We start from the raw sequence: 23,778 nt of genomic DNA, 5'->3' as shown, positions 1-23,778 counted from the left end.
GGAGGTAAACGAAGAGGTTTGCCATGTTAAATCAGTTGAAGAAGATCACCCGCGCTCTGCGCGTCGCCACTCAGGAAGAGCGCGAGCTCGCCTATCTCAACGGTTCGGTCGATCGCATCGATCTCGAATACCGTCAGCGCCAGATCGATCGCGGCCTGTTCCGCAACGGCTACTAAGCCGCTGCCTGTTCCCGCATGATGGCGGGAATGGCGAGCCATGCGCCAGGCGAATGGCTCAATCGTGATCGCTGCACCACACGCCAGCGGGTTGCAAGCAAGGGGCATGACGCCTATCTTGCGGCCTTTAAACAGGCGGACACGCCGTCTTGTGCCGACTGGCGGTTTCAAGATGCGGTCATGACGGCATAATGTTATTCAGACGTAGAAAACCGGTCACGATATCCGAGAGGCTTCGCGCGCTTTTATGGCCGCGCAAGGGCTTTCGGCGTGGCCCGAGATACATGGCGCTGCGCATCCTGCGCCTGTCGTCGTCACCGCACTCGATTGCGGTCGGGGTCGCTGCAGGTGCCGCGTCCTCCTTCACGCCCTTCTTTGGGCTGCATATCATCATCGCGGTCGCGGTTGCCTCCGCGTTCTCCGGCAATCTGCTTGCGGCAGCGATCACCACGGCGCTTGCCAACCCGGTGACCATCCCGATGATCCTGACCGCGTCCTACGAACTTGGCACGGTCATCATGGGACCGCAGGCGTCAGGTCCCGCAACCGGCGCGGACGTCGCGCATATGGTCGAGCACCTCGAATTGTCGGCGCTTTGGGGGCCTGTGTTCAAGCCTATGCTCATCGGATCGGTTCCGCTTGCCGCCGCCGGCGCACTGATCTTCTATCCTCTTGCCTATCAGGCAGCCCGTCTTTTCCAGTCCCGCCGCAGGCGCGCGCGCGCGTCCGGTGCAAGGTCCACATCATGATCATCGGTATCGGCAGCGACCTCATCGACATCAGGCGCATCGAAAACTCGCTCTCGCGTTTCGGCGAGCGTTTCGTCAATCGTTGCTTCACCGAGGTGGAAATTGCCAAGTCCGAAGGTCGCAAGAACCGCGCCGCCTCCTACGCCAAGCGCTTCGCTGCCAAGGAGGCCTGTTCCAAGGCGCTCGGCACCGGAATAGCGCATGGCGTCTTCTGGAAAGACATGGGCGTCATCAATATGCCCGGTGGCAAGCCCACGATGCATTTGAGCGGTGGTGCTGCCGAACGGCTCCAGGCGATGGTGCCCAAGGGGCATCGGGCGGCAATCCATCTGACGATTACCGACGATTTCCCGCTGGCGCAGGCCTTCGTGATTATCGAAGCACTCCCCGTTGCCCCGCCAGAGGGAACGGTTTAGAGCATTCCGTTGAGAAATCCGGGCGTGCCCGATTGCAGGGGGCAGAGCGCCCTTGCAGCATGGATACAGAATTGCGCATCCGCCGGTGAGGCTGGAACCGAAAGCGCGAATGACAGTTGATTGAGCGGAGCGCCTATCCAGCGCGCCGATGACAAAGGAAGACAGCAGCGTGGCAGAAAAGACAGAAGCGAAGCAGAGCGGTCTCTGGGAGAATGTGAAGGTCATCATCCAGGCGCTGCTCCTGGCCGTGGTCATTCGCACCGTCTTCTTTCAGCCCTTCACCATTCCGTCGGGCTCGATGATGCCGACCCTGCTTGTCGGCGACTACATCTTCGTCAACAAGTTCGCCTACGGCTACTCCAAGTATTCGCTGCCGTTCTCGCCGGATCTGTTCTCGGGCCGAATCTTCGCCAGCGAGCCGGAGCGCGGCGACATCGTCGTCTTCCGCTTTCCGCCAAACCCGGACATCGACTACATCAAGCGTCTGGTCGGCCTGCCGGGCGATCGCATCCAGGTCCGCAACAGCATTCTCTACGTCAACGACAAGCCGATCGATCGCGCGCCTGACGGTGTCTTCCGCGCCGACGATCAGTACGACACCGGTGGCGACGTTCCGGTCTACCGCGAAACCATGGACAATGGCGTTTCCTATGACACGCTCGATCAGTTCCCGGATTCGCGCGGTGACAACACCCGCGAGTTCATCGTGCCCGAAGGTCATTACTTCATGATGGGCGACAATCGCGACAACTCGGCCGACAGCCGCTTCGACGTCGGCTTCGTGCCGGCCGAGAACCTTGTCGGCCGCGCGAGCCTGATCTTCTTCTCGCTCGGCAATGACACCTCGTTCCGCGAGATCTGGAAGTGGCCGGCGAACCTGCGCTACGACCGCCTGTTCAAGGCGGTCGAATGATGAAGGCGCGGTCGCTAAGCGCGGAGGATCGGGCCAAGCTCGAGGCCGTGATTGGCTATCAGTTCAGCGAGAAGGAACGGCTCGATCGGGCGCTGACCCATTCCAGCGCCCGCAATGCCAGGGGATCGAACTACCAGCGGCTCGAATTCCTCGGAGACCGTGTGCTGGGGCTTTGCGTCTCCGAGCTTCTGTTCCAGACCTTTCGTGATGCCAACGAGGGCGAACTTTCGGTGCGGCTGAACCAGCTCGTCAGCGCCGAGAGCTGCGCCCTGGTCGCCGACGACCTGGCGCTGCACCAGTTTATCCGCACCGGTTCCGACGTGAAGAAAATCACCGGAAAGGCGATGATGAATGTGCGCGCCGATGTGGTAGAGTCGCTCATCGCCGCCATCTATCTCGACGGCGGGCTGGAGGCGGCGCGTAAATTCGTGCTGCTTCACTGGAAAGAGCGGGCGACCCGTGCCGACGGCGCCCGTCGCGATGCCAAGACCGAATTGCAGGAATGGGCGCATGCCAAGTTTGGCATTGCGCCGACATATCGGACGGACAACCGCTCCGGCCCCGACCACGACCCGCGTTTCACGGTGACCGTGGAGGTTGCCGGCGTTGCGCCCGAGACCGGGACGGATCGATCCAAGCGCGGCGCCGAGCAGGTGGCCGCGACAAAATTGTTGGAACGCGAAGGCGTGTGGCGGAAAGTCTCCGCCGGAAATTGACGGAAAACATGACGGATATGGAAAAAGATACGGCCGCCGAAAGCGCGCCGACCCACTCTGGTTTCGTGGCGCTGATCGGCGCCACCAACGCGGGAAAATCGACGCTGGTCAACCGCCTCGTCGGCGCCAAGGTTTCGATCGTCAGCCACAAGGTTCAGACGACCCGGGCGATCGTGCGTGGCATTGCCATCCACGACAACGCACAGATCGTGTTCATGGACACGCCGGGCATCTTCAAGCCACGGCGCCGGCTCGACCGGGCAATGGTGACGACGGCCTGGGGTGGCGCCAAGGACGCCGATGTGATCATGCTCCTGATCGACAGCGAGCGTGGCCTGAAGGGCGATGCGGAAACGATCCTTCAGGGCATGAAGGAAGTCCACCAGCCGAAGATCCTGGTTCTGAACAAGATCGACCAGGTGCGACCGGAGGATCTGCTGAAGCTTGCAGCGGCGGCCAACGAGACGATCAAGTTCGAGCGCACCTTCATGATCTCCGCGCTGACCGGCTCGGGCTGCAAGGATCTGATGGATTATCTTGCCGAGACGCTGCCGGAAGGTCCCTGGTATTATCCGGAAGACCAGATCTCCGACCTGCCGATGCGCCAGCTCGCGGCCGAAATCACTCGCGAAAAACTGTTCCTGCGCCTGCATCAGGAACTTCCCTACGCCTCGCATGTCGAAACCGAGAAGTGGGAAGAGCGCAAGGACGGATCCGTTCGTATCGAACAGGTGATCTACGTCGAGCGCGAAAGCCAGAAGAAGATCGCACTCGGCAAGAATGGCGATGCGATCAAGGCGATCTCCACCGCGTCGCGGAAGGAAATCTCCGAAATCCTTGAGCAGCCGGTGCACCTCTTCCTGTTCGTCAAGGTGCGTGAAAACTGGGGCGATGATCCCGAGCGCTTCCGCGAAATGGGTCTTGAGTTCCCACGCTGATCGGCCAGTATTCTCAATACCGCTAACGCCGCTCGCCAGCCCTGCTGGCGGCCGGCTCCTCTCGGAGGGTGAACTTCGGGCTGCCGGGCATCTGCCGAAACGACAGGCGGGACTTGTCTCAGGTCAAGGCGCCGGTGCCCCAACCGTACGCTCCCTCAGTGACAAACGAGATTGGATAGGAACCGCTACTGCATGTTTCCTTAAATCCTATTCGATTTAAGGATAAAAACATGCAGCAAATCAAAGTGCTGCAGCGACCTTTGCGCGTCTAATAAGACGCGCGGCGCTGTAGGACGCCGGCTGTCTTTTTGCCAGCATCGGCCCGATCATCTCGGCACGGTTAGTCCAGACGTAGCCCGAGAAGTTCTCCGGCACCAGTTCAAGATCTTCCGCGCTATCGATGCCCGTGGTGAAATCTCCGCCGGCATAGGGGCCGAGCAGGATGATCTCGCTGCCGGCTGATTTCATGCGCTGTGCAAAACGGTCGGGCCAACCCCACAGCCAGGGCGCATAGTTTCCCGGAACGATCACCAGCGTGTTCTGGCAGGCGGCCGGAACGACGCCGGTCCAGCCATAGGCGATGTAGCGGGCGAGGCAGCCGACGACAGAGTTCCTGTCGTAACCACGCAGGCCCTTCACCAGCTTCAGCGCTTCCCGCGTCGGCTCGCCGCCGCCATAGACCCCAAAGACGGCTTGCCGCCATTCCGGATGTGTTTCGAGCAGGGCGGCGAGCGCTGCGCCTTCCTCGGCCCGGCGGCTCTTGAAATTGACGAGAAACTGGCGATCGGGCAGGGCGGTGAAAACCTCCTCCAAGGTCGGCATGTGGCCGGTGCCTTTTCCGCGGAACGGAAAGGTCTTGCCGCCGTCGGCGGTATAGCCGTAGCCGATGTCGAGCGATTTCAGCACCGTCATTGGCGTTTCCTCGGTGACCCCTTTGCCTTCAGTGCGGCAGTCGAACGTCCAGTCGTGGAAGACCGCGAACTGCCGATCGGGCGTCAGGTGGATGTCGAGTTCGACGACCGCAGCGCCGGAATCGAAGGCGGCCTGCATTGAGGCGACGGTATTTTCGAGGTGATCGTGCCGTGGCTTTTCGATGATCTCGGCCGTGCAGGTATCGTTCCCCACGCCCGCTTTCGGATAGGTCTGGTGGATGCCGCGATGCGCGAGAATCTTAGGCGGGCCCTCGGGGGGCGTTGCCAGCAGGGACGTGTTGAGGAGCCAGACGACGGCAGCAAAAAGCACGGCGACAATGACGAATCTTTTCATCCTGATTCTCCCTCTCGCGACCGGGATTGCTCGACAATGTGGCGCTACCGTGATGCTACGCGCTGGGCGTGTGGGCTGTGTAATGCGAACGATCTGTCAACCGGCCGCCGAATTGACCGGCACGCGCCCGCGTGTGAGTGAGTTGGCATTCCCCGTAGGTTCAGGAGAGAATTCATGCCGCAGCTCGTCGATGGAAAATGGGTCAAGGGTGACGTTGCTGCGAGCGAGATGAAGGGTGGCGCCTTTTTCCGCGAGCCGACCCGTTTCCACAGCTGGATCACGGCCGATGGCGGCCCCGGCCCGCAGGGGCAGCCAGGTCTTCCGGCGGAGGCCGGGCGCTTTCGTCTGTTCGTTTCGTACCTCTGCCCCTGGGCGTCGCGCACGATCGCTTTTCGCAATCTCAAGGGACTGCAGGACGTCATCGGGCTTACCGTCTCCGACCCGCTGCTAGGCGAGGATGGTTGGGTCTACGACGAGCCTGTGGACGCTGGCGGGCGTGTTGGTCTGATCCGTTATCATCACGAGCTCTATACGGCGAGTGATGGCCATTACACCGGCAAGGTGTCGGTCCCCGTCCTTTGGGACATGAAGGAAGGGCGCATCGTCAACAACGAATCCGCCGACATCATCCGCATCCTGAATTCGGCTTTCGACGACCTGACCGGCAACCGCCTCGATTTTTACCCTCAAGCGCTGCGTGCGGAGATCGATCACTGGAACGACCCGATTTACGAGCGCGTCAACAACGGCGTCTACCGCGCCGGGTTCGCCAAGTCTCAAAGCGCCTATGACGAGGCCGTCACGAGCCTGTTCGGGATGCTCGACGAGCTCGAGCGCCACCTGGCGGCCAATCGTTACATCGCCGGCGAGTACCTGACGGAGGCCGATATCCGTCTGTTCGTGACATTGATCCGGTTCGATGCGGCCTACCACGGCGTCTTCAAGTGCAATCTTCGCCGGATCGAAGATTATCCGGCGCTTTCCAACTATCTGCGCGAAATCTACCAGTGGCCCGGCATCGCCGAGACGGTGCGCATCGACCATATCAAGCGAGGCTATTACGGCATCGCCCACGTCAATCCGACCCGCATCGTGCCTGTTGGTCCCATGCTCGATTTCACCCGGCCGCATGACCGGCATTCCCTACGGGTCGCGGGGTCGTCGGAGCTGAGGCCAATTCGGCCGATTTACTAAGCAAACAAATCTTTGAGGGGGCATAAAAAGCCCATTGCCAATCGTTTGAAGCTTACTAAGTTAGTGTAAGTTCTGATGGATAGGAGCCCGATGGCGGCTGGCCTGGCGAATTTCCGGCAGCGCGCGCACGAGGAGCGCCGCATCTGTTCCGGATACCATGAGGCCACGCCAGAGCCGGTTTTCGCCGCTTCCGGAATTAGGTCGCGTCATGCCCCTGCGTTCCGCATCATTCTTCATGCGCGCCGCAACGCTTTCCCGGAAGCCCCGATAGAACCGGCCCCGTCGCCGCTCCTACGCAGCAGGACACAGGATGTGTCTGGCAGGGGTTGGATATGAATGCGGCATTGTTGAATTTGCTTCGCCGTCTGGTGCGCAAGGGCAATCTGACGGTGTTTTTTTCTGCGGGTGAGCAGGTCATTCTGGGTGACGGCTCGGGAAAGCCGGCAACGATCCGCATTGTCGATGCGGAAGCTGAAAAAGCGATCGCTATCGACCCGGGGCTTCGTTTCGGCGAGCTTTATATGGATGGCCGCGTCGTCATCGAGGACGGCGACATTTTCGATGTGCTCTCGATAGTAAAGGAAAACGGTCTGGAGAACGCCGCGACTGTTCCCAACACGCTGGTTGCTCTTCAGCATGTGTTGCGCCAGCAGGTGAAGAGCCGCATGCCGGTCAATCGCAACCGGCACAATGTCGCCCATCACTATGATCTCGATCGCAAGCTCTTCAATCTGTTCCTCGATCAGGACTGGCAATATTCCTGCGCCTATTTCGAGCCGCCGGGCATCTCGCTCGATGAGGCGCAACTCGCCAAGAAGCGCCATATCGCCGCCAAGCTGCTGCTTGAACCCGGGCAGAAGGTGCTTGAGGTCGGCTCCGGCTGGGGCGGGATGGCGATGTATCTTGCGGAATCCTCCGGCGTCGAGGTGACGGGCATCACACTCAGCGAAGAGCAGCTGAAGATCTCGCGCGAGCGGGCGGCCAAGCGAGGCTTGTCCGATCGTGTCCGCTTCGAGCTTCAGGACTATAGGACGATGCAGGGGCGGCAGTTCGACCGCATCGTGTCGGTCGGTATGTTCGAACATGTCGGCATCGGCAATTACGGCCGATTCTTTCGCAAGATCAGGGAATTGTTGAAGCCTGAGGGCGTGATGCTGTTGCACTCGATCGGGCAGGTCTACAAACCCTGGGCGACCAATCCATGGATCGAGAAATACATCTTCCCCGGCGGTTACATCCCGGCGCTTTCGGAGGTTCTGCCTTCCGTTGAAAAGACCCAGCTTCTCGTCAAGGATATCGAGATCCTGTCGATGCACTATGCCTGGACATTAAGGGCGTGGCGGGAGCGTTTCCTCGCGCGGCGCGAAGAGGCGGTAAAGCTGTTCGACGAGCGCTTCTTCCGGATGTGGGAGTTCTATCTCGCCGCGTCGGAGACGGCCTTCCTGCATGACAAGCACTTCATCTTCCAGCTGCAGCTGTCGCCGTCGCTCGATACGGTGCCTTTCGCACGCGGTTACATCGAGGCGAAGGAACGGGAACTGATGGAATTCGAAATGACCCGCCCGCCGCTTGAGCTGGTGGATATTTAACGCATGTCGCCCGAAAGTGCGCCGCGGTTTCGGTGCAACGACATCCTTAGAAAACACAGGTCGAGCGCACCTCTCCTGTGGAGTTCCGGTTTCGCCACGCAAGCCTTCACTTGGCCTTGAAGACCTGCGCCTTTATGGTCGCCGACTGAAAACAGGAAAGACGGATCCCACCATGGCCAGCCCAGCAAAACCCATCGCCGCCATCATTGCCAGCGAGATCAAGGCGTCGACCTCCCAGGTAATCGCCGCGGTGGAGCTGCTCGATGAGGGCGCGACGGTGCCGTTCATCGCGCGTTACCGCAAGGAAGTGACCGGCGGGCTCGACGACACGCAGCTGCGCACGCTGGCTGAGCGTCTGACCTATCTGCGCGAACTGGAGGCAAGGCGGGGTTCGATCATCGAATCGATCCGCGGACAGGGCAAGCTGACCGACGAACTCGAAGCCAAGATCGCCGCGGTGGAAACCAAGGCCGAACTCGAAGATATCTATCTGCCCTACAAGCCGAAGCGGCGCACCAAGGCGGAGATCGCCAAGGAGCGGGGCCTTGGGCCGCTTGCCGAAGCTATTCTCGCCGACCGGACGGTCGCACCGGCTGACCGCGCCGCAAAGTTTCTGACGGCAGATGTGCCCGATGTGAAGACGGCGCTTGACGGCGCGCGCGACATTATCGCCGAAGGCATGGCGGAGAATGCCGACCTGCTCGGCCGCCTGCGCAATCACATGAAGGGCGCGGCGTTCCTGCGGGCCAAGGTCGTCGACGGCAAGCAGGCGGCGGGTGCCAAGTTCTCGGACTATTTCGATCATTCCGAACGCTGGGCGACCACACCGGGTCACCGGGCGCTTGCCATGCTGCGCGGCTGGAACGAGGAGGTGTTGTCAGTCGATATCGTCGTCGATCAGGACGATACGTCTCCCGTCAAACCGGTCGAGCGCATGATTGCGGCCGCCTACAATGTCGGCGGACAGCTGCCGGGCGACAAATGGCTTTCCGAGGTTATCGGTTGGACCTGGCGCGTGAAGCTGTCGATGTCGCTGTCTCTCGACCTGATGCGCGAGCTGCGCGAACGGGCGGAAGAGGAAGCAATCCACGTTTTCGCCCGCAACCTGAAGGACCTGCTGCTGGCCGCTCCGGCCGGCTCGCGCGCGACGATGGGGCTGGATCCGGGCATTCGCACCGGCGTCAAGGTCGCCATTGTCGATGGTACCGGCAAGCTTTTGGAGACAACGACCGTTTATCCGTTCCCGCCGAAGAACGATGTCCGCGGCACGCAGGCCGAGCTGGCATCGCTGGTCCGCAAGCACAAGGTCGAGCTGATCGCGATCGGCAATGGCACCGGCAGCCGCGAGACGGAGAAGCTTGTCGCCGACATGCTTGCCCAACTGCCGGCGCCAAAGCCCACCAAGGTCATCGTGTCCGAAGCCGGTGCTTCGGTCTATTCCGCCTCGGAGACGGCCGCACTTGAGTTCCCCGGTCTAGACGTCTCCCTGCGTGGCGCCGTCTCCATCGCCCGGCGCCTGCAGGACCCGCTGGCTGAGCTCGTCAAGATCGAGCCGAAGTCGATCGGCGTCGGCCAGTATCAGCACGATGTCGACCAGTCGAAGCTCAACCGCTCGCTGGATGCGGTCGTGGAAGACGCGGTGAACGCCGTCGGTGTCGATGTGAATACGGCATCCGCACCGCTGCTTGCGCGCGTCTCCGGTCTCGGCAAGTCTTCGGCAGAAGCGATCGTCGCACACCGCGATGCCGCCGGACCGTTCGCCAGCCGCAAGGAACTCTTGAACGTCGCGCGTCTCGGCGCCCGCACCTTTGAACAGTGCGCCGGCTTCCTGCGCATTCCTGATGGCAAGGAGCCGCTCGATGCGTCGTCGGTCCACCCGGAAGCCTATGGTGTCGCCAAGAAGATCGTCGCGGCCTGCGGGCGCGATGTGCGCGCATTGATGGGCGACAGCGCGGCGTTGAAGCAGCTCGATCCGCGTGTCTTCGTCGATGAGCGTTTTGGCCTGCCGACGGTGAAGGACATTCTGGCCGAACTGGAAAAACCGGGCCGCGACCCGCGCCCGAGCTTCAAGACCGCGACCTTCGCCGAGGGCATCGACGACATCAAGGATCTGAAGGTCGGCATGCAGCTCGAAGGCACCGTGACAAATGTTGCCGCCTTTGGCGCCTTCGTCGACATCGGCGTCCATCAGGATGGCCTCGTTCATGTTTCGCAGCTTGCGGACCGGTTCGTGAAGGACCCCCATGAAGTGGTCAAGGCCGGCGACGTGGTTCAGGTGCGGGTGACCGAGGTGGATGTACCGCGCAAGCGCATTGGCTTGACCATGCGCAAGGACATCGGTGCCGATACGGGCCGCGAGGCGAGGGCGCCGGCATCGAACAACGGCAATCGCAGCGCGCCAGCGCGTCCGCAGAAGCCGCAGCAGCCGTCGCAGGGCGCCTTTGGTGCCGCGCTCATGGAAGCGATGAAGCGCAAGTAATACGGGTCGCGCAGAAGTCGTATCGGTTCCCGGGTTACTCTCCGTAAATTAGTCAATTGTAATATACGGATTGCTCCGCCATACTGATCTCGTGGCGGCACTTGTATCGTGTCGCGAGCAAGTGCCGATCATAACAATGCCGGTCAACGGCGGATGAGGTCAGCGGAAACTCCTTTTCCGCCGGGTTTCCCGGCGAAAGGAGGTGCGTCATGGGACGCAATATGATCCGTGGCCTCGCTCGAGCCGTCATATTGGCGGCCGCGGTGACGGCACTTCCAAACCCGGCAAGTTCGCAGGTGATGGCGAACTGTGCCGCGCGATCCGAAGTGATCGAATTTCTCATGCGACAGTATCAGGAAAAGCCTGCGGGGATCGGATTGATCAACCCGCATGCGGTGATGGAAATCTATGCCGCCGATAGCGGCACCTGGACCCTGATCGTCACGGATGTCACCGGCCGAAGCTGTGTCATCCTTGCCGGCAAAAGCTGGGAGGCACTGCCGCCCCAGCCGATACCGAAGGCATAGAGCATGTCGCGCAAAAGTGTGCAGCGGTTTTGCGATAACGACATGCGGCATAACAGGAAACTTTAAGTCTGTCGCCGCCTGTCGCAGACGATCGCCGGGCAGGGCGCCCGGCGTTAGATTCCGTGTCTTGCAGCCCTCACTGCGGCCGGCCGACGCTGGCATAGGCAAAGCCGTGCTTTGCAACTTCGTCGGGGCGATAGATGTTTCTGAGGTCGACCAGTACCGGCGCCTTCATCACGGCTTTCAACCGGCGGAAGTCGAGCGCGCGGAACTCGTTCCATTCGGTCACGATCACCAGCACGTCGGCCTCTGCGGCTGCCTCGTACGGATCCTTGGCGAAATCGAGACCGTCCATCAGTTTCTTGGCGTTTTCCATGCCTTCCGGATCATAGCCGACGACATGGGCGCCGGCGTCCTGCAGCGTCTGAACCACGGTGATGGCCGGGCTGTCGCGCATGTCGTCGGTGTTCGGCTTGAAGGTGAGGCCGAGGACGGCGACCTTGCGTCCGCGTACATCGCCGCCGGCAGCCGCGATAACCTTGCGGCCCATGGCGCGCTTGCGGTTGTCATTGATGGCGACGGTGGTCTCGACCAGGCGCACGGGGCTGTCGAAGTCCTGGGCGGTCTTGACCAGCGCCAGCGTGTCCTTCGGGAAGCAGGAGCCGCCGTAACCCGGGCCGGCATGCAGGAATTTTCCACCGATACGGCCGTCGAGGCCGATGCCGCGGGCAACGTCCTGCACGTTGGCGTCGACCTTCTCGCAGAGATCGGCCATCTCGTTGATGAAGGTGATCTTCATCGCCAGGAAAGCGTTGCCGGCGTATTTGATTAGTTCGGAGGTGCGGCGCGAGGTGAAGACCAGCGGCGCCTGGTTGAGGTAGAGCGGACGGTAGACCTCGGTCATGACGTCGCGGGCGCGCGCATCATCGTCGGCAAGGCCGATGACGATGCGGTCGGGGCGCTTGAAGTCCTCGATGGCGGCACCTTCGCGCAGGAATTCCGGATTGGAAACCACGGCGAAATCGGCGTCCGGGTTGGTTTCGCGGATGATGCGCTCGACCTCGTCGCCGGTGCCGACCGGAACCGTCGACTTCGTCACGATGACGGTGAAACCCTTGAGGTTGACGGCGATCTCGCGCGCTGCGGCGTAGACATAGGAGAGATCGGCATGGCCGTCGCCGCGACGCGACGGCGTGCCGACGGCGATGAAGATCACGTCGCTGTCCGCGACCGCCGAAACGAGATCCGTGGTGAACGACAGGCGGCCGGACTGGACATTGCTCGCGACGAGATGGTCGAGGCCGGGTTCAAAGATCGGAATGCGCCCCTGCATCAGGGCATCGATCTTGCTTTCGTCCTTGTCGAGGCAAACCACGTCATGGCCGAAATCGGCAAAACACACACCCGAAACAAGGCCGACATAGCCGGCGCCGATCATCGTGACTTTCATCTGCTCTTCCTTTTGTTGCGAGAGCTTCGCTTATGCAAAGTGTGGCGACGGCAGTCGTCGCCGATGGTTGCCTCAGGCCTGCCGGGCCGGCGAGCCAGCCTTCTCGGAGCGACCGTAATATTCGTCATACCAGGCTGCAAAGCGCGCGACACCGTCTTCCACCGAAATCGACGGCTTGAAATCGGTGAGCGCCTCAAGCAGATCCGGAGACGCATAGGTGCGTGGCACATCGCCCTGCTGCATCGGCAGCATGTTGCGAAGCGCCGGGCGACCGACTGCCTTTTCGATCGTCTCGATGAAGGTCATCAGTTCGACCGGCTGGCCGCCGCCGATATTGACGACGCGGAATGGCGCCTGCCGCGACAGCGTGTCCTGCGCCTTTTCGGATGGCACCCGGTTTTCCTCCGAGGGGAGGACATGCGAAAGCCTGAGGATGCCTTCGACGAGATCGTCGATATAGGTGAAGTCGCGGCTCATGCGGCCTTCGCCGTAAATGTCGATCGGCCGGTCGTTGTGGATGGCGTCGATGAACTTGAACAGCGCCATGTCGGGCCGACCCCAGGGGCCATAGACCGTGAAGAAACGGAAGGCCGTCGTCGGCACCTTGTAGAGATGGGCATAGCTGTGCGCCATCAGTTCCATCGATTTCTTCGTCGCCGCGTAGATCGTCATCGGCTCGTCGGCCCGGTCTGTCTCGGCGAAAGGGATCTTTTCGTTGGCGCCGTAGATCGATGAGGTCGAGGCCAGCATCAGGTGCTTGGGGCCGATTTCGCGCGCCAACTCCAACATGTTCCAGGAGCCGATGAGGTTGGAATCGACATAGGCCTTGGGGTTTTCCAGGCTGTAGCGGACGCCGGCCTGGGCAGCCAGATGGATGATGACCTCCGGCTCGGCAAGCTCTGCGGCGTGGTTCAGCGCATCCCGGTCTTCCAGCATGCCGACGACCGCCTTGAAGCCGTTCGAGCGGGCGAGGATCGCGTGGCGCTGTTCCTTGAGCGTGACGTCGTAGTAGGGCGTCATTCCGTCGAAGCCGACGACGAAATGCCCTTCGTCGATCAGTCGCTTTGCAAGATGAAAGCCGATGAAGCCGGCCGTGCCGGTGATGAGGTAGCGCAAGACGATATCCCCAGATTGCGTTGTCGCGCGTTCATACGAAGAAAGCAGGGCAATGGAAAGCCGAAACCGTCATTCCGAGGGGCGGTCGAGCCCTTGCTGAAGGGCGGAAAGGATCGACATCGCCTGGCCGGCATACTGGCTGATCCAACGATTGTGGATGGCCTGGATCGGCATGGCGTTGAGGTGGTTCCAGCGCTCGCGGCCCTCACGCTGAACGATCACCAGATCGGCGTCTTCGAGAACTCTTAAATGCTGCATGACGGTGCAGCGATCAAGGCTGTCAAACTGCTCGCAGAGCATGCCGGTCGTCTGCGGCTCATCCTTCAGGGCGTCGAGGATCTGTCGGCGCAGGCCGTTGGCGAGTGCCTTGAAAACAAGGTCATCTTTCGAATCGGTTGACATGTTATATTTTTATAACATATGCTGTGTCAGCACAATGGGAGAAGAGGTCATGTCTTTCGAATTTCGTGTGAATGGACGCATCGACCGGCCTGTCGCCGAGGTATTCGATGCCGTGGTCAATCCTGATCAGATCAGCAAGTACTTCGTCACCCTTGGCGGGGTCAGTGGGCCCTTGGTCGCCGGAACAACGGTTACCTGGTGGGGCAACGTGCCGATAGAGGTCGAGGCCGTGGAACCCCACGAGCGCATCGTCCTTCGCTGGGATGCGATGGTGGAGAAGGAGGAGGAGCCTTATCGCACCAAGGTCGAGATGCGCTTCCAGCCACTCGAGGACGGCGCCACCATGGTGACGATCGCCGAAACCGGCTGGCGCGAAAACGCGCGCGGACAGAAGAGTTCCTACATGAACTGCGAGGGTTGGTCGCAAATGCTGGCCTGCATGAAGGCCTGGCTCGAATACGGCATCAACCTGCGCCAGGGCTACTACGTCAGCGAATTGTCCGGGCAGCCCGCAACCGAGCCGCCGCTTTAAGGGAGATCACACGATGACGATTACGGGTGGTATCAACATCGCTATGAAGGTGCCGTCGCACCAATATGAGGCGGTCGTCGCCTTCTACCGCGACACGGTCGGTCTCGAGCCTTTCGACGAGAAGGCGCCGGCCAAGGGTTTTATCCTCGGTCCTAACAGGCTTTGGATCGACGAGGCGCCGAATTACAGCCAGGCGGAGGTGTGGCTCGAACTCTTCACCGACGACCATGAGGCCGCACTCGGCGGGCTTGCCGAAAAAGGCGTGGTGCGCTGCGATGCGGTCGAGGATCTCGGCGAAGGCTTTCGCGGCGGCTGGATCATGAACCCGGCCAACATTGTGCACATGCTGCGCACGCCGGACGCCTGGTAGGCGCCCGGCAGCGGGATTAGTAGGCGAACGGCTCGCCGGCGTTTGCCGGCGTCGACATTGGCGCGAGCGTCTCATTCATCGGCGCTTCCGCCTGCAGCACGACGACGCGCGAATCCTTCGGCACGCGGCTGTAGAGATCGATGATATCAGGGTTGAAGAGCCGGATGCAGCCGCTCGATACCGCCTTGCCGATCGACCAGGCCTCGGTGGTTCCGTGGATGCGGAACAGCGTGTCGCGGTCGCCCTGGAAAAGGTAGAGCGCGCGCGGCCCAAGCGGGTTGCGCACGCCCGGTTCCATGCCGCCGGCAAGCGGGCCGTAGCGTTCGGGTTCGCGCGCGACCATGCTGGAGGTGGGCGTCCAGCGCGGCCATTCGGCCTTGCGGCCGATACGGGCTTCGCCTTCGAATTCCAGGCCGGCCTTGCCGACCCCGATACCGTAGCGCATCGCCATGCCGCCGTCCTGGACCAGGTAGAGGAAGCGATTCTGCGTGTCGATCACGATGGTGCCGGGCGGCTCATGGGTCGCATAGGCAACCTGCTGGCGCAGATAGCGCGTATCGACCTTCCTGATATCGATGGCGTCGAGCGGAAACTTTTCGTCCGGCTTCGGTCCATACATCGCGACATAGTAGGGATCGGGTCCCTTCGGCTTCGCCGGTCCGCCGCTGGTCACGCAGCCTGCGAGCGTGGACGTGGCAAGAAGGAGGGCGAAGAGCTGCGCCAAGCGGCCGGCGCTGTTCCGGGACACACACATAATCGGGTCAATATTCCTGCTGATTGCATTTCGGGAGGGAGCGGACGTTGCCGCCGTGTACGGCCGTTCTAATGCCAAACATGGCCTCGGGGAGGCAAGAGCGCGACGGAATTGAGGCAATTGGTGAGTGTCACCGAAAGGCGACAGTGCGGAGGTCTGCGTGAAAGCGCTAGATCGCGATGCCAGACTGGCATCATCGCTTGATCCGCTTTCCATCGCGGGTGTATGCCTTTTTCATGCAATGGAGCGATCAGGCCATCATTCTCGGGATCAGGCGGCACGGCGAAAGCTCGGCCATCGCCGAAGTCATGACTGCGTCGCGGGGCCGGCATCTTGGCATGGTGCGGTCCGGCCGTTCGCGCACCATGCAGCCCGTCCTTCAGCCGGGAAATACCGTCGAATTGACCTGGCGCGCGCGGCTCGATGAGCATATGGGCGAGTTCCGCATCGAGCCGCTCGAACTCCGGGCGGCGCGGCTGATGGAGGCGGCCACGTCAGTCTATGGCATCCAGGCGCTGGGCGCGCTTTTACGCCTGCTGCCGGAGCGCGATCCGCATCCGCATCTCTATGAGGCGCTGGCCGTCATCGTCGATCACCTCGAGGATCCGGCCGATGCCGGTGAACTGTTCGTGCGCTTCGAACTTGCCGTTTTGAACGATCTTGGTTTCGGGCTTGATCTGACCGAATGCGTGGCGACCGGAACGCGCGAAGACCTGGCCTTCGTGTCGCCGAAGTCGGGCCGGGCCGTCTGCCGCGCAGCCGGCATGCCCTATGCCGACCGCATGCTCGCGCTGCCGGAGTTTCTCGCCGTCGAAGCGCGAAGTGCGGCCGACTATGACAGCCTTGCCGCCGCCTTCCGCCTGACGGCCTTCTTTCTCAACCGCCATGTCTATGAGCCACGCGGCCTCAAGGTTTCGTCCGCGCGCGATGGTTTCGTCAATGCGGCGCTCAAGGCATTGAGGCCTTCTTCTTCAGCCGCGTGATCGACAGCGCCGCGCGTCCGATCGGGCGTGTGAAAGAGGCTGTCACACCTCAAGGGAGTTTGCATGTTTCAAGAACTTTTCCCCGGCATGCCTGTATCCGGCATCGGCGTGCTTCCGCTGGATCGCGTTGCGCGCGACGGCGGCCTCAAGGTCATGCAGGATCTTTTGAAGGGCGACCTGCCGGCGCCGCCGATGTCGGCAACGCTCAAGTTTGGCCTGACCGAGGTCGAGGAGGGGCGGGTGGTCTTCAAGGGGCTGCCGACCGAGGAGCATCTGAACCCGCTTGGAACCGTGCATGGCGGCTGGACGGCGACGGTGATGGATTCGGCGCTGGGATGCGCAGTGTTCACGATGATGAAGCCCGGCGAGGCCTACACCACTGTCGAATTCAAGGTAAACCTGGTGCGGCCCTTGCTGCCCGGCATGGGCGAAGTCTTCTGCGAAGGCAAGATCGTCCACCGTGGCCGCACCATCGCCACGTCGGAGGCCTGGCTGCGTGATGCTGGTGGCAAGCTTCTGGCGCACGGGACGGAAACCTGCGTGATCTTCCCGATCGACAATCTGCGCCGATAGCAGTCGCCCTTTCCCCGACGCTGCAACGATCGTCGGCGCTCACATGGGCGCCGGCGGAAGTCGCATACGTGAGTGGGATGCCGTTGGCTGTGCCTCATAGCTGCTCGGCTGTCGCGACGCCGGCGCATCACGTGAATGAAACTTATACATTTCCGCGAAGAGATTGGGGCTCTCAACCGTCTATGCCTTTGGCGGTCGTGCAAAACTCTGTATGGTCGCGATCGGCCTGCGAATATTGCCGCCAGGGGAAAACATGATTGAAGTTATTGCCTTAGTCGCTTTTGTTCTGGCGCTCTCCGCCTTTTTCGGCGGCAGGAAGACAGCAGAACGGTTGGACAGCGAAGTCGCCGCGCTCAAGAAGGAGATCGCGCGATTGACGGCTGCGGCCGGGCTCGCAGCGCCGGAAGGCGATATCGCGTCGGAGCAGGCGGCAGCGCTTTCTGAACGCTCCGCCGATGCGGTGACCGACGATGATGAAGGCGTCGATGGGCTCTCGGCGAGCGCTCGCGAAGGCGCAAGGATCTTCGGCAATGCCGAACCGACCGAGCCCGAAACCGCATCCGACGAAGCCGTGGCCGCGAGCGTCGAGGCGACCTCCGTCGATGCAGCGCCATCCCGGCAGGTGGAAAGCCTGGAAAGCCGTCTCGGTGCCCGCTGGGCCGTCTGGGTCGGCGGCATCGCACTGGCGCTCGGTGGCGTCTTCATGGTCAAGTATTCGATCGACGCCGGTCTTCTGAGCCCTGCCGTCCGGCTGACGCTGGCCGCACTCTTCGGTTTGCTGCTGGCTGCGGCTGGCGAGGTCATTCGCCGTCGCGCCGTGCCCGTTATCGCCAACGAATTCCAGAATGCGATGATCCCCGGCATCCTCACTGCCGCCGGTGCCGTCACGTTGTTCGGGGTCGCCTATGCGGCTTATGACATCTATGGCTTCATCGGCACGGCGACGGCCTTCGTGCTGCTGGCGATGATTTCGCTCGCAACCGTCGGCCTGTCGTTGCTGCATGGGCAGGCGCTGGCCGGCCTCGGCTTGCTTGCCTCGCTGATCACACCGTTGCTGGTATCGAGCGATGAGCCGCGCCCCTGGGTTCTCTTCGGCTTCCTGTCGGTCGTGTGGCTCGCGACCTTATTGGCGTCGCGGTTGCGGCGCTGGATGGTCGTGCCGACGCTCGCCAATGTCGGCATCGGGCTCTGGGGGCTTGCCTATGTCACCGCGGTATCGCCCTTCGACGCGCTGCCGGTCGCCTTTGCGCTGCTGGTGATGATCCTGGGTGTCGGGCTGGTCTGGCCGGGTGCGATGGACACCGATGCGCCCAGTGAGCCGTTGCCTGAGCCGACGAACCGCCCGATTGCGGTTGCCGGCCCGTGGGAGAAGCTCTTCACGCCGGCCTATGCCGCCATCAGCGTTTCCGCGGCCATTGCCGCGACCGTGCTCGCTCTGATCTTCATCAGCCCGGCCGTCAGCGCCGTGGAATATCCCGTCAAGGAGTTCTTCGTCGTGGTCGCGGCCCTGGCCGCACTCGGCGCATGGCGGACGAATGCCGTCTATCCGGCCCTGCTGTCTGCCCTCGGCGCGATCGTCGGCATCGGCAGCCTGACGGCGCTGAGCGGCGTCCTTGCCTATCTCGACTCTTCGCTTGCCGGTGTTGCGCCGGAGATCGTTCTGCCCAGCCGAACCGCGACGCTGACGGCCTTGCTGCTGGCAACGCTGTTCGTGCTGTTCGGCGCATTCGTGCTCACCCGCCGCCTGCGCGAACACCCGCAGTTCGCTATCCTGTGGGCCGGCATTGCCGCCGTCGTTCCGGTTGCTCTGACCACGATGTCATTCCTGATGACCGGCAACTACACCTTCGATCTGCCGCACGGCCTTTTCGCGCTCGTTGTCGGTGGTGGTCTGCTGGCGCTTGCCGATTGGCTCTATCGCCGTGACGGCGAAGCAGAGGGCGTGGATATCGCCTCGAGCCTTCTGGTTACCGGCTCCTTTGCGCTCTTCGTGATCGCCTTGCATGCCTGGACCGATGGCCTCGTCACCACCCTGGCGATTGCGCTGCTTGGGACTGCCTATGCCGGCGCGACCCGTGTTCGGACCTGGCCAATCCTGCCCTGGATGACCGGCGCAGCGGCGATCGTCGTTCTTGGCCGTATCGCCTGGGAGCCGACGATCGTCGGCGCTGAAAACCTCGGCACCACGCCGGTGTTCAATGCGCTGTTGCCGGGCTACGGCATTCCCGCGCTCTTGCTTGTCGCCTCTGCCTATCTCGTCCGATCCTGGCCGGATGTGCGTGTGCGCAACCTGCTGCAGGCCCTGGCGAGCCTCTTCGTGCTGTTGACGCTGGCGATCCTCGTTCGCCATGCCATGAACGGTGGCGTGCTCGACAGCGCCGTACCGACGCTTGGCGAGCAGTCGATCTACACGTTGCTGGCGATCGGTGCCTCGGGTGTGTTCATGACGCTGGACATGAAGTCACCAAGCCCTGTCTTCCGCTACGGCGGCATGGGGCTTGGCGTGTTCTCGATGCTCTCGGTTCTCTCAGCGCATCTCTTCGGGCTCAATCCGTATTTCAGCGGCGAACTCTTGGGGGCCATCCCGTTCTTCGATCTGCTTTTGATCGGCTATCTCCTGCCGGGCATCGGTTATGCGGGCCTTGCCTGGTATGCGCGCGGCAAACGACCATTGCCCTACGTCATGGCGCTCGCCGTCAGTGGCGCGATCCTCGCTTTTGCATGGGCAACGCTTTCCGTCCGGCGCCTCTGGCAGGGGGAGAACATCGTGGACTGGAAAGGCTTCCTGCAGGGTGAGACCTACACCTATTCGGTCGTCTGGCTGGTGCTCGGCGTGCTGCTTTTGGTGTTCGGCTCGCGCTTCAATGCCAAGAGCATTCGCATCGCCTCGGCCGTGCTGGTCTTCATTGCCGTTCTGAAGGTCTTCCTGATCGACATGTCCAATCTCGAGGGCTTCCTGCGCGCGCTCTCCTTCATCGGGCTCGGCGGCGTTTTGATCGGCATCGGGCTGTTCTACCAGAAGATCCTTTCGGGCGTCGGCGTGACGCGGCAGTCGTCTGCTGCGCCGACACAGCCGCAATAGGTTGATGCCATGACTCGTAATTTTGCATTGGCGGCGGCATTCGCGCCGCATGCTGATCTCGCCGCCGTTCTCCTGCCGCATGCTTTTGCGGCAGATGACGGTTCGCATGATGCATCCCACCTGATCCGGGTCTGGAAGAACGCCGCCCGCATCCATGCCGAAGAGGGTGGTGACGAACGCGTGCTCTCCGCAGCCGTGTTGCTGCACGATTGCGTTTCTGTCGAAAAGAACTCGCCGCATCGCACGCAGGCCTCAAGGCTTGCGGCTGAAAAAGCCGCCGACATCCTGCGCGATCTCGGCTGGTCGGCTGAAGCCATATCGTCCGTCGCCCATGCAATTCTCACCCACAGCTTTTCGGCCAGCATCACGCCCGAGACGATCGAGGCGAAGATCCTGCAGGATGCAGACCGACTGGATGCGATCGGCATGGTCGGCGCTGCCCGCTGCTTCTACATCGCCGGGCGCATGGGCAGCGGCCTTTACGATCCGCTCGATCCGCTGGCAGAGGATCGAGAGCTCGACGACAAGGCCTTTGCCATTGACCATTTCGAGACCAAGCTGTTCAAGCTGGCCGATGGATTTCAGACGGCTACCGGTCGCAGGCTGGCGCTCGAACGCCAGCAACGGCTGCGCGATGTGCTTGCCATGATGCTGGATGAAATCTAAGCCTTTCAATCCATTACCGCCGTCCTGTGAATCAGATCGCGAACGGCCTGAATCTGTTTCTCAACGTGGAGCGTTTTCGATGAAGGTGACCGGACTGAACATTCATCCGCTGAAGAGCGGCCGGGCGATCCCGCTTGAGACGGTCACCGTCAATCTCGATGGTTTCGAGGGCGACCGCCGTTTCATGCTGGTGGAGCCGGATGGGCGTTTCATCACCCAGCGCGAGCTGCAGACGCTGGCACAGGTCGAGGCAAACCACATTGATGGCGGCGTGCAGCTGAAGATGGGCGACAAGGCACTCATCGTGCGCTTCGATCCTGACCAGCGGCTCGACGTGCGCGTCTGGGCAAGCGACGTCGATGCGGCAGTGGCCGACGATGCAACAAACGAGACGCTGTCGGGCTGGTTCGGCCGGCCCGTCAAGCTTGCCCATATGGATGCTTCGGCGGAGCGTTTCGTCGGTGCCGAGTGGGCCGGCACGGCAGCACCCGTCGGTTTTGCTGATGGCTTTCCGGTGCTGATCACCACCACAGGCTCGCTTGCCGATCTGAACCGTACACTTGCGGAGAAGGGGCAGGAGCCCGTCGGCATGGACCGGTTCCGCACCAACATCCTGCTCGATTGCGATGAGGCCTGGGACGAGGATTTCTGGGAGAGCCTGGAGATCGGCGGCATCCGCTTCGATTTCGTCAAACCCTGCGCCCGCTGCATCATGACCACCCAGGACCAGATCACCGGCGAACGCATCGGCGGCAATCCGATCCAGGGCCTCGCCGAAAAGCGCATGTCGGCCGACCGCCGCGTGGCGGGCGTGCTGTTCGGTTGGAACGTCGTGCCGCGCGGCGAAGGAACCTTGAAGCTCGGCGACGAGGCGCGGATTGTCGACCGGCGCCGGGAGCGCTGGCCGATGAAGGTGCGCGCTTCCTGAACCGGCGGAAGCCACCTACGATCTCCGCCTCAGAACCAGGGCGTTACGCCGAGCAGCTTTGCCCCGAGGTCCGAGAGGTTGGCGGGCGTGGCGTTGTGCTTTTCCCATTCGCGCGGATCGCCCGGAAAGGCGTCGCGCTTCGGATGGTCGAGCTCCCGCCAGAGCCGCACGCGTTCTTCGCGTTCGGCTCTGTTGTTCCACTTGGCTGGATGCATGGAGATGTACTGTGCCATGCGAACCCTGCCATCGGAATGGTTGGGCCGGACGCCGTGGGCAAGCAGGCTGTTGAAAATCATCAGGTCACCTGCCTCCATCTCGATATTGACGGTCGAAAGGCCTGACATGTCGGGGTGCATGGGGTCTCTGTCCGCCGGTTGGGTCTTTTCCCAGGTGGCGAAGTTTTCAAACAGCTCAGGAACACACTGAAAGCCGCCGACATCGCCATCCTGCTTCTGCAGGCTGAGCACGCCCTGGACGCCGATCGGCAGCGGACGGATCGAGGTGTCGACGTCCCAATGAATGAAACCGTTGGGATTTCCCTTGACCCTTTTCGGCGGGTTGAGGTTGGCGCGGTCGATCGTCACCCAAAGATCCTCTCGGTCCCAGATATCGACGAAGGCACCATAGATGCGCGGTTCCTGGCGATTGTCCCAGAGATATTGGTGATTGTAGATCTCCAGCATGCCGGTGTTGTTGAGTTCCTTCATCTTGTGTTCGCGGCGCTGCGGCGCGTACCAGGTCGAAGGGTCGGCTGGATCCTTCTCGTCGAAGCGCCAGAGCAGTTCGACGAGCCGCTCGACATTGGCTGCCGGCACGGCCTGCCGGACGATCACGTAACCCTTGGTGATCCAGTGCTGCCAGTCCTCCTCCGAGAGCACGCGCAACGGAAGGCGCTTCTTGATGTCCTTCAGTTGGGTTTCGGCGGCGGCTGTGGGGTGGCTGTCTCTGAGCATGCGCAAGGCCTCCTGTGCATCTGCGTCTTTCTGTCGATGCAGGCAGATTAGGCGTTCCGTGGCTGGCATGTTGCCTTCGTACGGCAAAGATTGGTACTAATCTGGCGTCATGATCCAGATGAGCGCAATATGAAGGCCGTTCTGCAGAAGATCCCAAGGCCCACGGAAGCATCCTCCATCCTTCTCGACCGACGGCTTGACGATTGCATCCCGTTTCAGTGGCATCACCATCCGGAATTCGAGCTGACCCTTACGCTGAACTCGCGCGGCCAGCGTTTCGTCGGCGACCACATCGGCACCTATGATGATGGCGATCTCGTGCTGGTCGGGTCGAACCTGCCGCACACATGGCATTCCGCGTCCAAGGTCGATGAGGGGGCGCCCCATGTGGCGCTGGTACTCTGGTTCCACCCGGAATGGGTGGAGCGGATGCAGGACGGCTTTGTCGAGCTCGGTGGCGTGCGGGCAATGTTCGATCGCTCCGCGCCCGGCCTGCAATTCTCGCAAGGAGCAGCCCGTCGCGTTCGGCCGCTGTTCGAGCGCCTGCGTACGCTCGAGCCTGAAGAGCGGTTGCCGGATGTCCTTGCGCTGCTGACGATCCTTGCGCGGGACGAGCATGTAACGCCATTGTCTAACCGGGTCGTCGCGCCCTCGGGCAGGGCCGTCGATCGTGGTCGCCTCGACCGCGTGCTCGATCACATCCACCTCACCTATGCCGAAAGCCCTTCGATGGACGAGCTTGCGGATATTGCCGCCCTCAGTCTCTCGGGCCTGCACCGCCTGTTCCTGCGCCATCTCGACATGCCGATCTCGGAGTATCTGATGCGGCTGAGGATCGGCGAGGCCTGCGCGCTTCTATCCGGCTCCGGAAAATCCATCGCTCATGTGGCCGAGGCGGTCGGCTATCGCTCGATCGCCAATTTCAACCGGCAGTTCAGGGTCCAGAAGGGTATGACGCCACGACTGTTTCGCCAGCGGTTTCAGCATGTCCGATGAGTGGCTTCCG

The 23,778-nt window shown here is 61.9% G+C and carries 24 protein-coding genes; 18 read left to right on the top strand and 6 right to left on the bottom strand.

Annotated features, from left to right (window positions below; genetic code table 11):
• Window positions 1–23 precede the first annotated feature (23 nt).
• From IB264_RS05735 to era, 6 genes are all read left to right on the top strand, one after another.
• On the top strand, window positions 24–176 hold the full coding sequence (locus IB264_RS05735; RefSeq protein WP_067698885.1) for a DUF3563 family protein: 153 nt from the start codon (window positions 24–26) through the stop codon (window positions 174–176).
• Between the two features lie 284 nt (window positions 177–460).
• Window positions 461–925, top strand: coding sequence for a DUF2062 domain-containing protein (locus IB264_RS05730; protein WP_234907713.1), 465 nt, complete (start codon window positions 461–463; stop codon window positions 923–925).
• Complete coding sequence (gene acpS, locus IB264_RS05725) at window positions 922–1,341, top strand: holo-ACP synthase (protein WP_025426385.1); 420 nt, start codon at window positions 922–924, stop codon at window positions 1,339–1,341. Before IB264_RS05730 ends, acpS begins: the two co-directional genes overlap by 4 nt.
• Before the next feature lie 169 nt (window positions 1,342–1,510).
• On the top strand, window positions 1,511–2,254 hold the full coding sequence (gene lepB, locus IB264_RS05720) for a signal peptidase I (RefSeq protein ID WP_025426386.1): 744 nt from the start codon (window positions 1,511–1,513) through the stop codon (window positions 2,252–2,254).
• The gene (gene rnc, locus IB264_RS05715; RefSeq protein ID WP_107028450.1) at window positions 2,254–2,970 is read left to right on the top strand and encodes a ribonuclease III; all 717 of its coding nucleotides are present in this window, start codon (window positions 2,254–2,256) and stop codon (window positions 2,968–2,970) included. The genes lepB and rnc overlap by 1 nt, the downstream gene beginning before the upstream one ends.
• Window positions 2,971–2,978: 8 nt before the next feature.
• Entirely contained in the window at window positions 2,979–3,908 is a 930-nt protein-coding gene (gene era / locus IB264_RS05710; RefSeq protein ID WP_025426388.1) for a GTPase Era, read from the top strand.
• A gap of 240 nt (window positions 3,909–4,148) precedes the next feature.
• On the opposite strand, the gene IB264_RS05705 is transcribed toward era, so the two are convergent.
• Window positions 4,149–5,174, bottom strand: a complete 1,026-nt coding sequence (locus IB264_RS05705) for a glycerophosphodiester phosphodiesterase family protein (RefSeq protein WP_025426389.1) — start codon at window positions 5,172–5,174, stop codon at window positions 4,149–4,151.
• A gap of 174 nt (window positions 5,175–5,348) precedes the next feature.
• Between IB264_RS05705 and IB264_RS05700 the strand changes: the two genes are divergently transcribed.
• The 4 genes from IB264_RS05700 to IB264_RS05685 all read left to right on the top strand — a co-directional run bounded on the left by IB264_RS05700 (window position 5,349) and on the right by IB264_RS05685 (window position 10,963).
• On the top strand, window positions 5,349–6,368 hold the full coding sequence (locus IB264_RS05700) for a glutathione S-transferase family protein (RefSeq protein WP_025426390.1): 1,020 nt from the start codon (window positions 5,349–5,351) through the stop codon (window positions 6,366–6,368).
• 332 nt (window positions 6,369–6,700) lie between these two features.
• The gene (locus tag IB264_RS05695) at window positions 6,701–7,957 is read left to right on the top strand and encodes a cyclopropane-fatty-acyl-phospholipid synthase family protein (RefSeq protein ID WP_025426391.1); all 1,257 of its coding nucleotides are present in this window, start codon (window positions 6,701–6,703) and stop codon (window positions 7,955–7,957) included.
• Window positions 7,958–8,129: 172 nt separating this feature from the next.
• A complete protein-coding gene (locus tag IB264_RS05690; protein WP_025426392.1) occupies window positions 8,130–10,436 on the top strand; it encodes a Tex family protein in 2,307 nt (768 codons plus the stop codon).
• A gap of 209 nt (window positions 10,437–10,645) precedes the next feature.
• Window positions 10,646–10,963, top strand: a complete 318-nt coding sequence (locus IB264_RS05685) for a hypothetical protein (protein WP_025426393.1) — start codon at window positions 10,646–10,648, stop codon at window positions 10,961–10,963.
• A 136-nt stretch (window positions 10,964–11,099) separates the two neighbouring features.
• Here the strand turns inward: IB264_RS05685 and rkpK are convergent, their stop codons facing one another.
• From rkpK to IB264_RS05670, 3 genes are all read right to left on the bottom strand, one after another.
• The gene (rkpK, locus tag IB264_RS05680; RefSeq protein WP_025426394.1) at window positions 11,100–12,413 is read right to left on the bottom strand and encodes a UDP-glucose 6-dehydrogenase; all 1,314 of its coding nucleotides are present in this window, start codon (window positions 12,411–12,413) and stop codon (window positions 11,100–11,102) included.
• Window positions 12,414–12,485: 72 nt separating this feature from the next.
• Window positions 12,486–13,529, bottom strand: a complete 1,044-nt coding sequence (locus tag IB264_RS05675; protein ID WP_057211454.1) for an NAD-dependent epimerase — start codon at window positions 13,527–13,529, stop codon at window positions 12,486–12,488.
• Between the two features lie 69 nt (window positions 13,530–13,598).
• Window positions 13,599–13,931 carry a helix-turn-helix transcriptional regulator gene (locus IB264_RS05670; RefSeq protein ID WP_025426396.1) on the bottom strand — a complete coding sequence of 111 codons (333 nt, stop codon included), beginning with the start codon at window positions 13,929–13,931 and terminating at the stop codon, window positions 13,599–13,601.
• A gap of 49 nt (window positions 13,932–13,980) precedes the next feature.
• Here IB264_RS05670 and IB264_RS05665 point away from each other — a divergent pair, with 49 nt between their 5' ends.
• A complete protein-coding gene (locus tag IB264_RS05665; RefSeq protein WP_025426397.1) occupies window positions 13,981–14,463 on the top strand; it encodes an SRPBCC domain-containing protein in 483 nt (160 codons plus the stop codon).
• Between the two features lie 13 nt (window positions 14,464–14,476).
• Window positions 14,477–14,833: a glyoxalase/bleomycin resistance/dioxygenase family protein gene (locus IB264_RS05660; RefSeq protein WP_025426398.1), complete on the top strand. Its 357-nt coding sequence runs from the start codon at window positions 14,477–14,479 to the stop codon at window positions 14,831–14,833.
• A gap of 16 nt (window positions 14,834–14,849) precedes the next feature.
• On the opposite strand, the gene IB264_RS05655 is transcribed toward IB264_RS05660, so the two are convergent.
• Complete coding sequence (locus IB264_RS05655) at window positions 14,850–15,587, bottom strand: L,D-transpeptidase (protein ID WP_025426399.1); 738 nt, start codon at window positions 15,585–15,587, stop codon at window positions 14,850–14,852.
• A 236-nt stretch (window positions 15,588–15,823) separates the two neighbouring features.
• Here IB264_RS05655 and recO point away from each other — a divergent pair, with 236 nt between their 5' ends.
• From recO to IB264_RS05630, 5 genes are all read left to right on the top strand, one after another.
• Window positions 15,824–16,570 carry a DNA repair protein RecO gene (gene recO, locus IB264_RS05650; protein ID WP_038576811.1) on the top strand — a complete coding sequence of 249 codons (747 nt, stop codon included), beginning with the start codon at window positions 15,824–15,826 and terminating at the stop codon, window positions 16,568–16,570.
• A 63-nt stretch (window positions 16,571–16,633) separates the two neighbouring features.
• On the top strand, window positions 16,634–17,143 hold the full coding sequence (locus IB264_RS05645) for a PaaI family thioesterase (protein ID WP_025426401.1): 510 nt from the start codon (window positions 16,634–16,636) through the stop codon (window positions 17,141–17,143).
• A 253-nt stretch (window positions 17,144–17,396) separates the two neighbouring features.
• A complete protein-coding gene (locus IB264_RS05640) occupies window positions 17,397–20,225 on the top strand; it encodes a DUF2339 domain-containing protein (protein ID WP_025426402.1) in 2,829 nt (942 codons plus the stop codon).
• A 9-nt stretch (window positions 20,226–20,234) separates the two neighbouring features.
• Window positions 20,235–20,891, top strand: coding sequence for an HD domain-containing protein (locus IB264_RS05635; protein ID WP_025426403.1), 657 nt, complete (start codon window positions 20,235–20,237; stop codon window positions 20,889–20,891).
• A 79-nt stretch (window positions 20,892–20,970) separates the two neighbouring features.
• Window positions 20,971–21,819, top strand: coding sequence for an MOSC domain-containing protein (locus tag IB264_RS05630; RefSeq protein ID WP_025426404.1), 849 nt, complete (start codon window positions 20,971–20,973; stop codon window positions 21,817–21,819).
• A gap of 29 nt (window positions 21,820–21,848) precedes the next feature.
• On the opposite strand, the gene IB264_RS05625 is transcribed toward IB264_RS05630, so the two are convergent.
• Window positions 21,849–22,772, bottom strand: a complete 924-nt coding sequence (locus IB264_RS05625) for a phytanoyl-CoA dioxygenase family protein (protein WP_038576814.1) — start codon at window positions 22,770–22,772, stop codon at window positions 21,849–21,851.
• Window positions 22,773–22,901: 129 nt separating this feature from the next.
• On the opposite strand from IB264_RS05625, the gene IB264_RS05620 reads away from it, so the two are divergent.
• Entirely contained in the window at window positions 22,902–23,768 is an 867-nt protein-coding gene (locus IB264_RS05620) for an AraC family transcriptional regulator (RefSeq protein WP_025426406.1), read from the top strand.
• Window positions 23,769–23,778 lie beyond the last annotated feature (10 nt).

The sequence above is a fragment of the Ensifer sp. ENS11 genome, from assembly GCF_014851895.1.
Classification (GTDB): Bacteria; Pseudomonadota; Alphaproteobacteria; order Rhizobiales; family Rhizobiaceae; genus Ensifer; species Ensifer canadensis.
This window is presented reverse-complemented; position numbering and strand designations above follow the sequence as displayed.

Coding starts and splice junctions, on each gene's coding strand:
- IB264_RS05655 (WP_025426399.1), bottom strand. CDS start 15,587: ATGTGTGTGTCCCGGAACAGCGCCGGCCGCTTGGCGCAGCTCTTCGCC.
- IB264_RS05685 (WP_025426393.1), top strand. CDS start 10,646: ATGGGACGCAATATGATCCGTGGCCTCGCTCGAGCCGTCATATTGGCG.
- IB264_RS05690 (WP_025426392.1), top strand. CDS start 8,130: ATGGCCAGCCCAGCAAAACCCATCGCCGCCATCATTGCCAGCGAGATC.
- IB264_RS05635 (WP_025426403.1), top strand. CDS start 20,235: ATGACTCGTAATTTTGCATTGGCGGCGGCATTCGCGCCGCATGCTGAT.
- IB264_RS05665 (WP_025426397.1), top strand. CDS start 13,981: ATGTCTTTCGAATTTCGTGTGAATGGACGCATCGACCGGCCTGTCGCC.
- acpS (WP_025426385.1), top strand. CDS start 922: ATGATCATCGGTATCGGCAGCGACCTCATCGACATCAGGCGCATCGAA.
- recO (WP_038576811.1), top strand. CDS start 15,824: ATGCAATGGAGCGATCAGGCCATCATTCTCGGGATCAGGCGGCACGGC.
- IB264_RS05660 (WP_025426398.1), top strand. CDS start 14,477: ATGACGATTACGGGTGGTATCAACATCGCTATGAAGGTGCCGTCGCAC.
- IB264_RS05670 (WP_025426396.1), bottom strand. CDS start 13,931: ATGTCAACCGATTCGAAAGATGACCTTGTTTTCAAGGCACTCGCCAAC.
- IB264_RS05700 (WP_025426390.1), top strand. CDS start 5,349: ATGCCGCAGCTCGTCGATGGAAAATGGGTCAAGGGTGACGTTGCTGCG.
- rkpK (WP_025426394.1), bottom strand. CDS start 12,413: ATGAAAGTCACGATGATCGGCGCCGGCTATGTCGGCCTTGTTTCGGGT.
- IB264_RS05620 (WP_025426406.1), top strand. CDS start 22,902: ATGAAGGCCGTTCTGCAGAAGATCCCAAGGCCCACGGAAGCATCCTCC.
- IB264_RS05705 (WP_025426389.1), bottom strand. CDS start 5,174: ATGAAAAGATTCGTCATTGTCGCCGTGCTTTTTGCTGCCGTCGTCTGG.
- era (WP_025426388.1), top strand. CDS start 2,979: ATGACGGATATGGAAAAAGATACGGCCGCCGAAAGCGCGCCGACCCAC.
- IB264_RS05695 (WP_025426391.1), top strand. CDS start 6,701: ATGAATGCGGCATTGTTGAATTTGCTTCGCCGTCTGGTGCGCAAGGGC.
- IB264_RS05735 (WP_067698885.1), top strand. CDS start 24: ATGTTAAATCAGTTGAAGAAGATCACCCGCGCTCTGCGCGTCGCCACT.
- IB264_RS05730 (WP_234907713.1), top strand. CDS start 461: ATGGCGCTGCGCATCCTGCGCCTGTCGTCGTCACCGCACTCGATTGCG.
- rnc (WP_107028450.1), top strand. CDS start 2,254: ATGAAGGCGCGGTCGCTAAGCGCGGAGGATCGGGCCAAGCTCGAGGCC.
- IB264_RS05630 (WP_025426404.1), top strand. CDS start 20,971: ATGAAGGTGACCGGACTGAACATTCATCCGCTGAAGAGCGGCCGGGCG.
- IB264_RS05645 (WP_025426401.1), top strand. CDS start 16,634: ATGTTTCAAGAACTTTTCCCCGGCATGCCTGTATCCGGCATCGGCGTG.
- IB264_RS05625 (WP_038576814.1), bottom strand. CDS start 22,772: ATGCTCAGAGACAGCCACCCCACAGCCGCCGCCGAAACCCAACTGAAG.
- IB264_RS05640 (WP_025426402.1), top strand. CDS start 17,397: ATGATTGAAGTTATTGCCTTAGTCGCTTTTGTTCTGGCGCTCTCCGCC.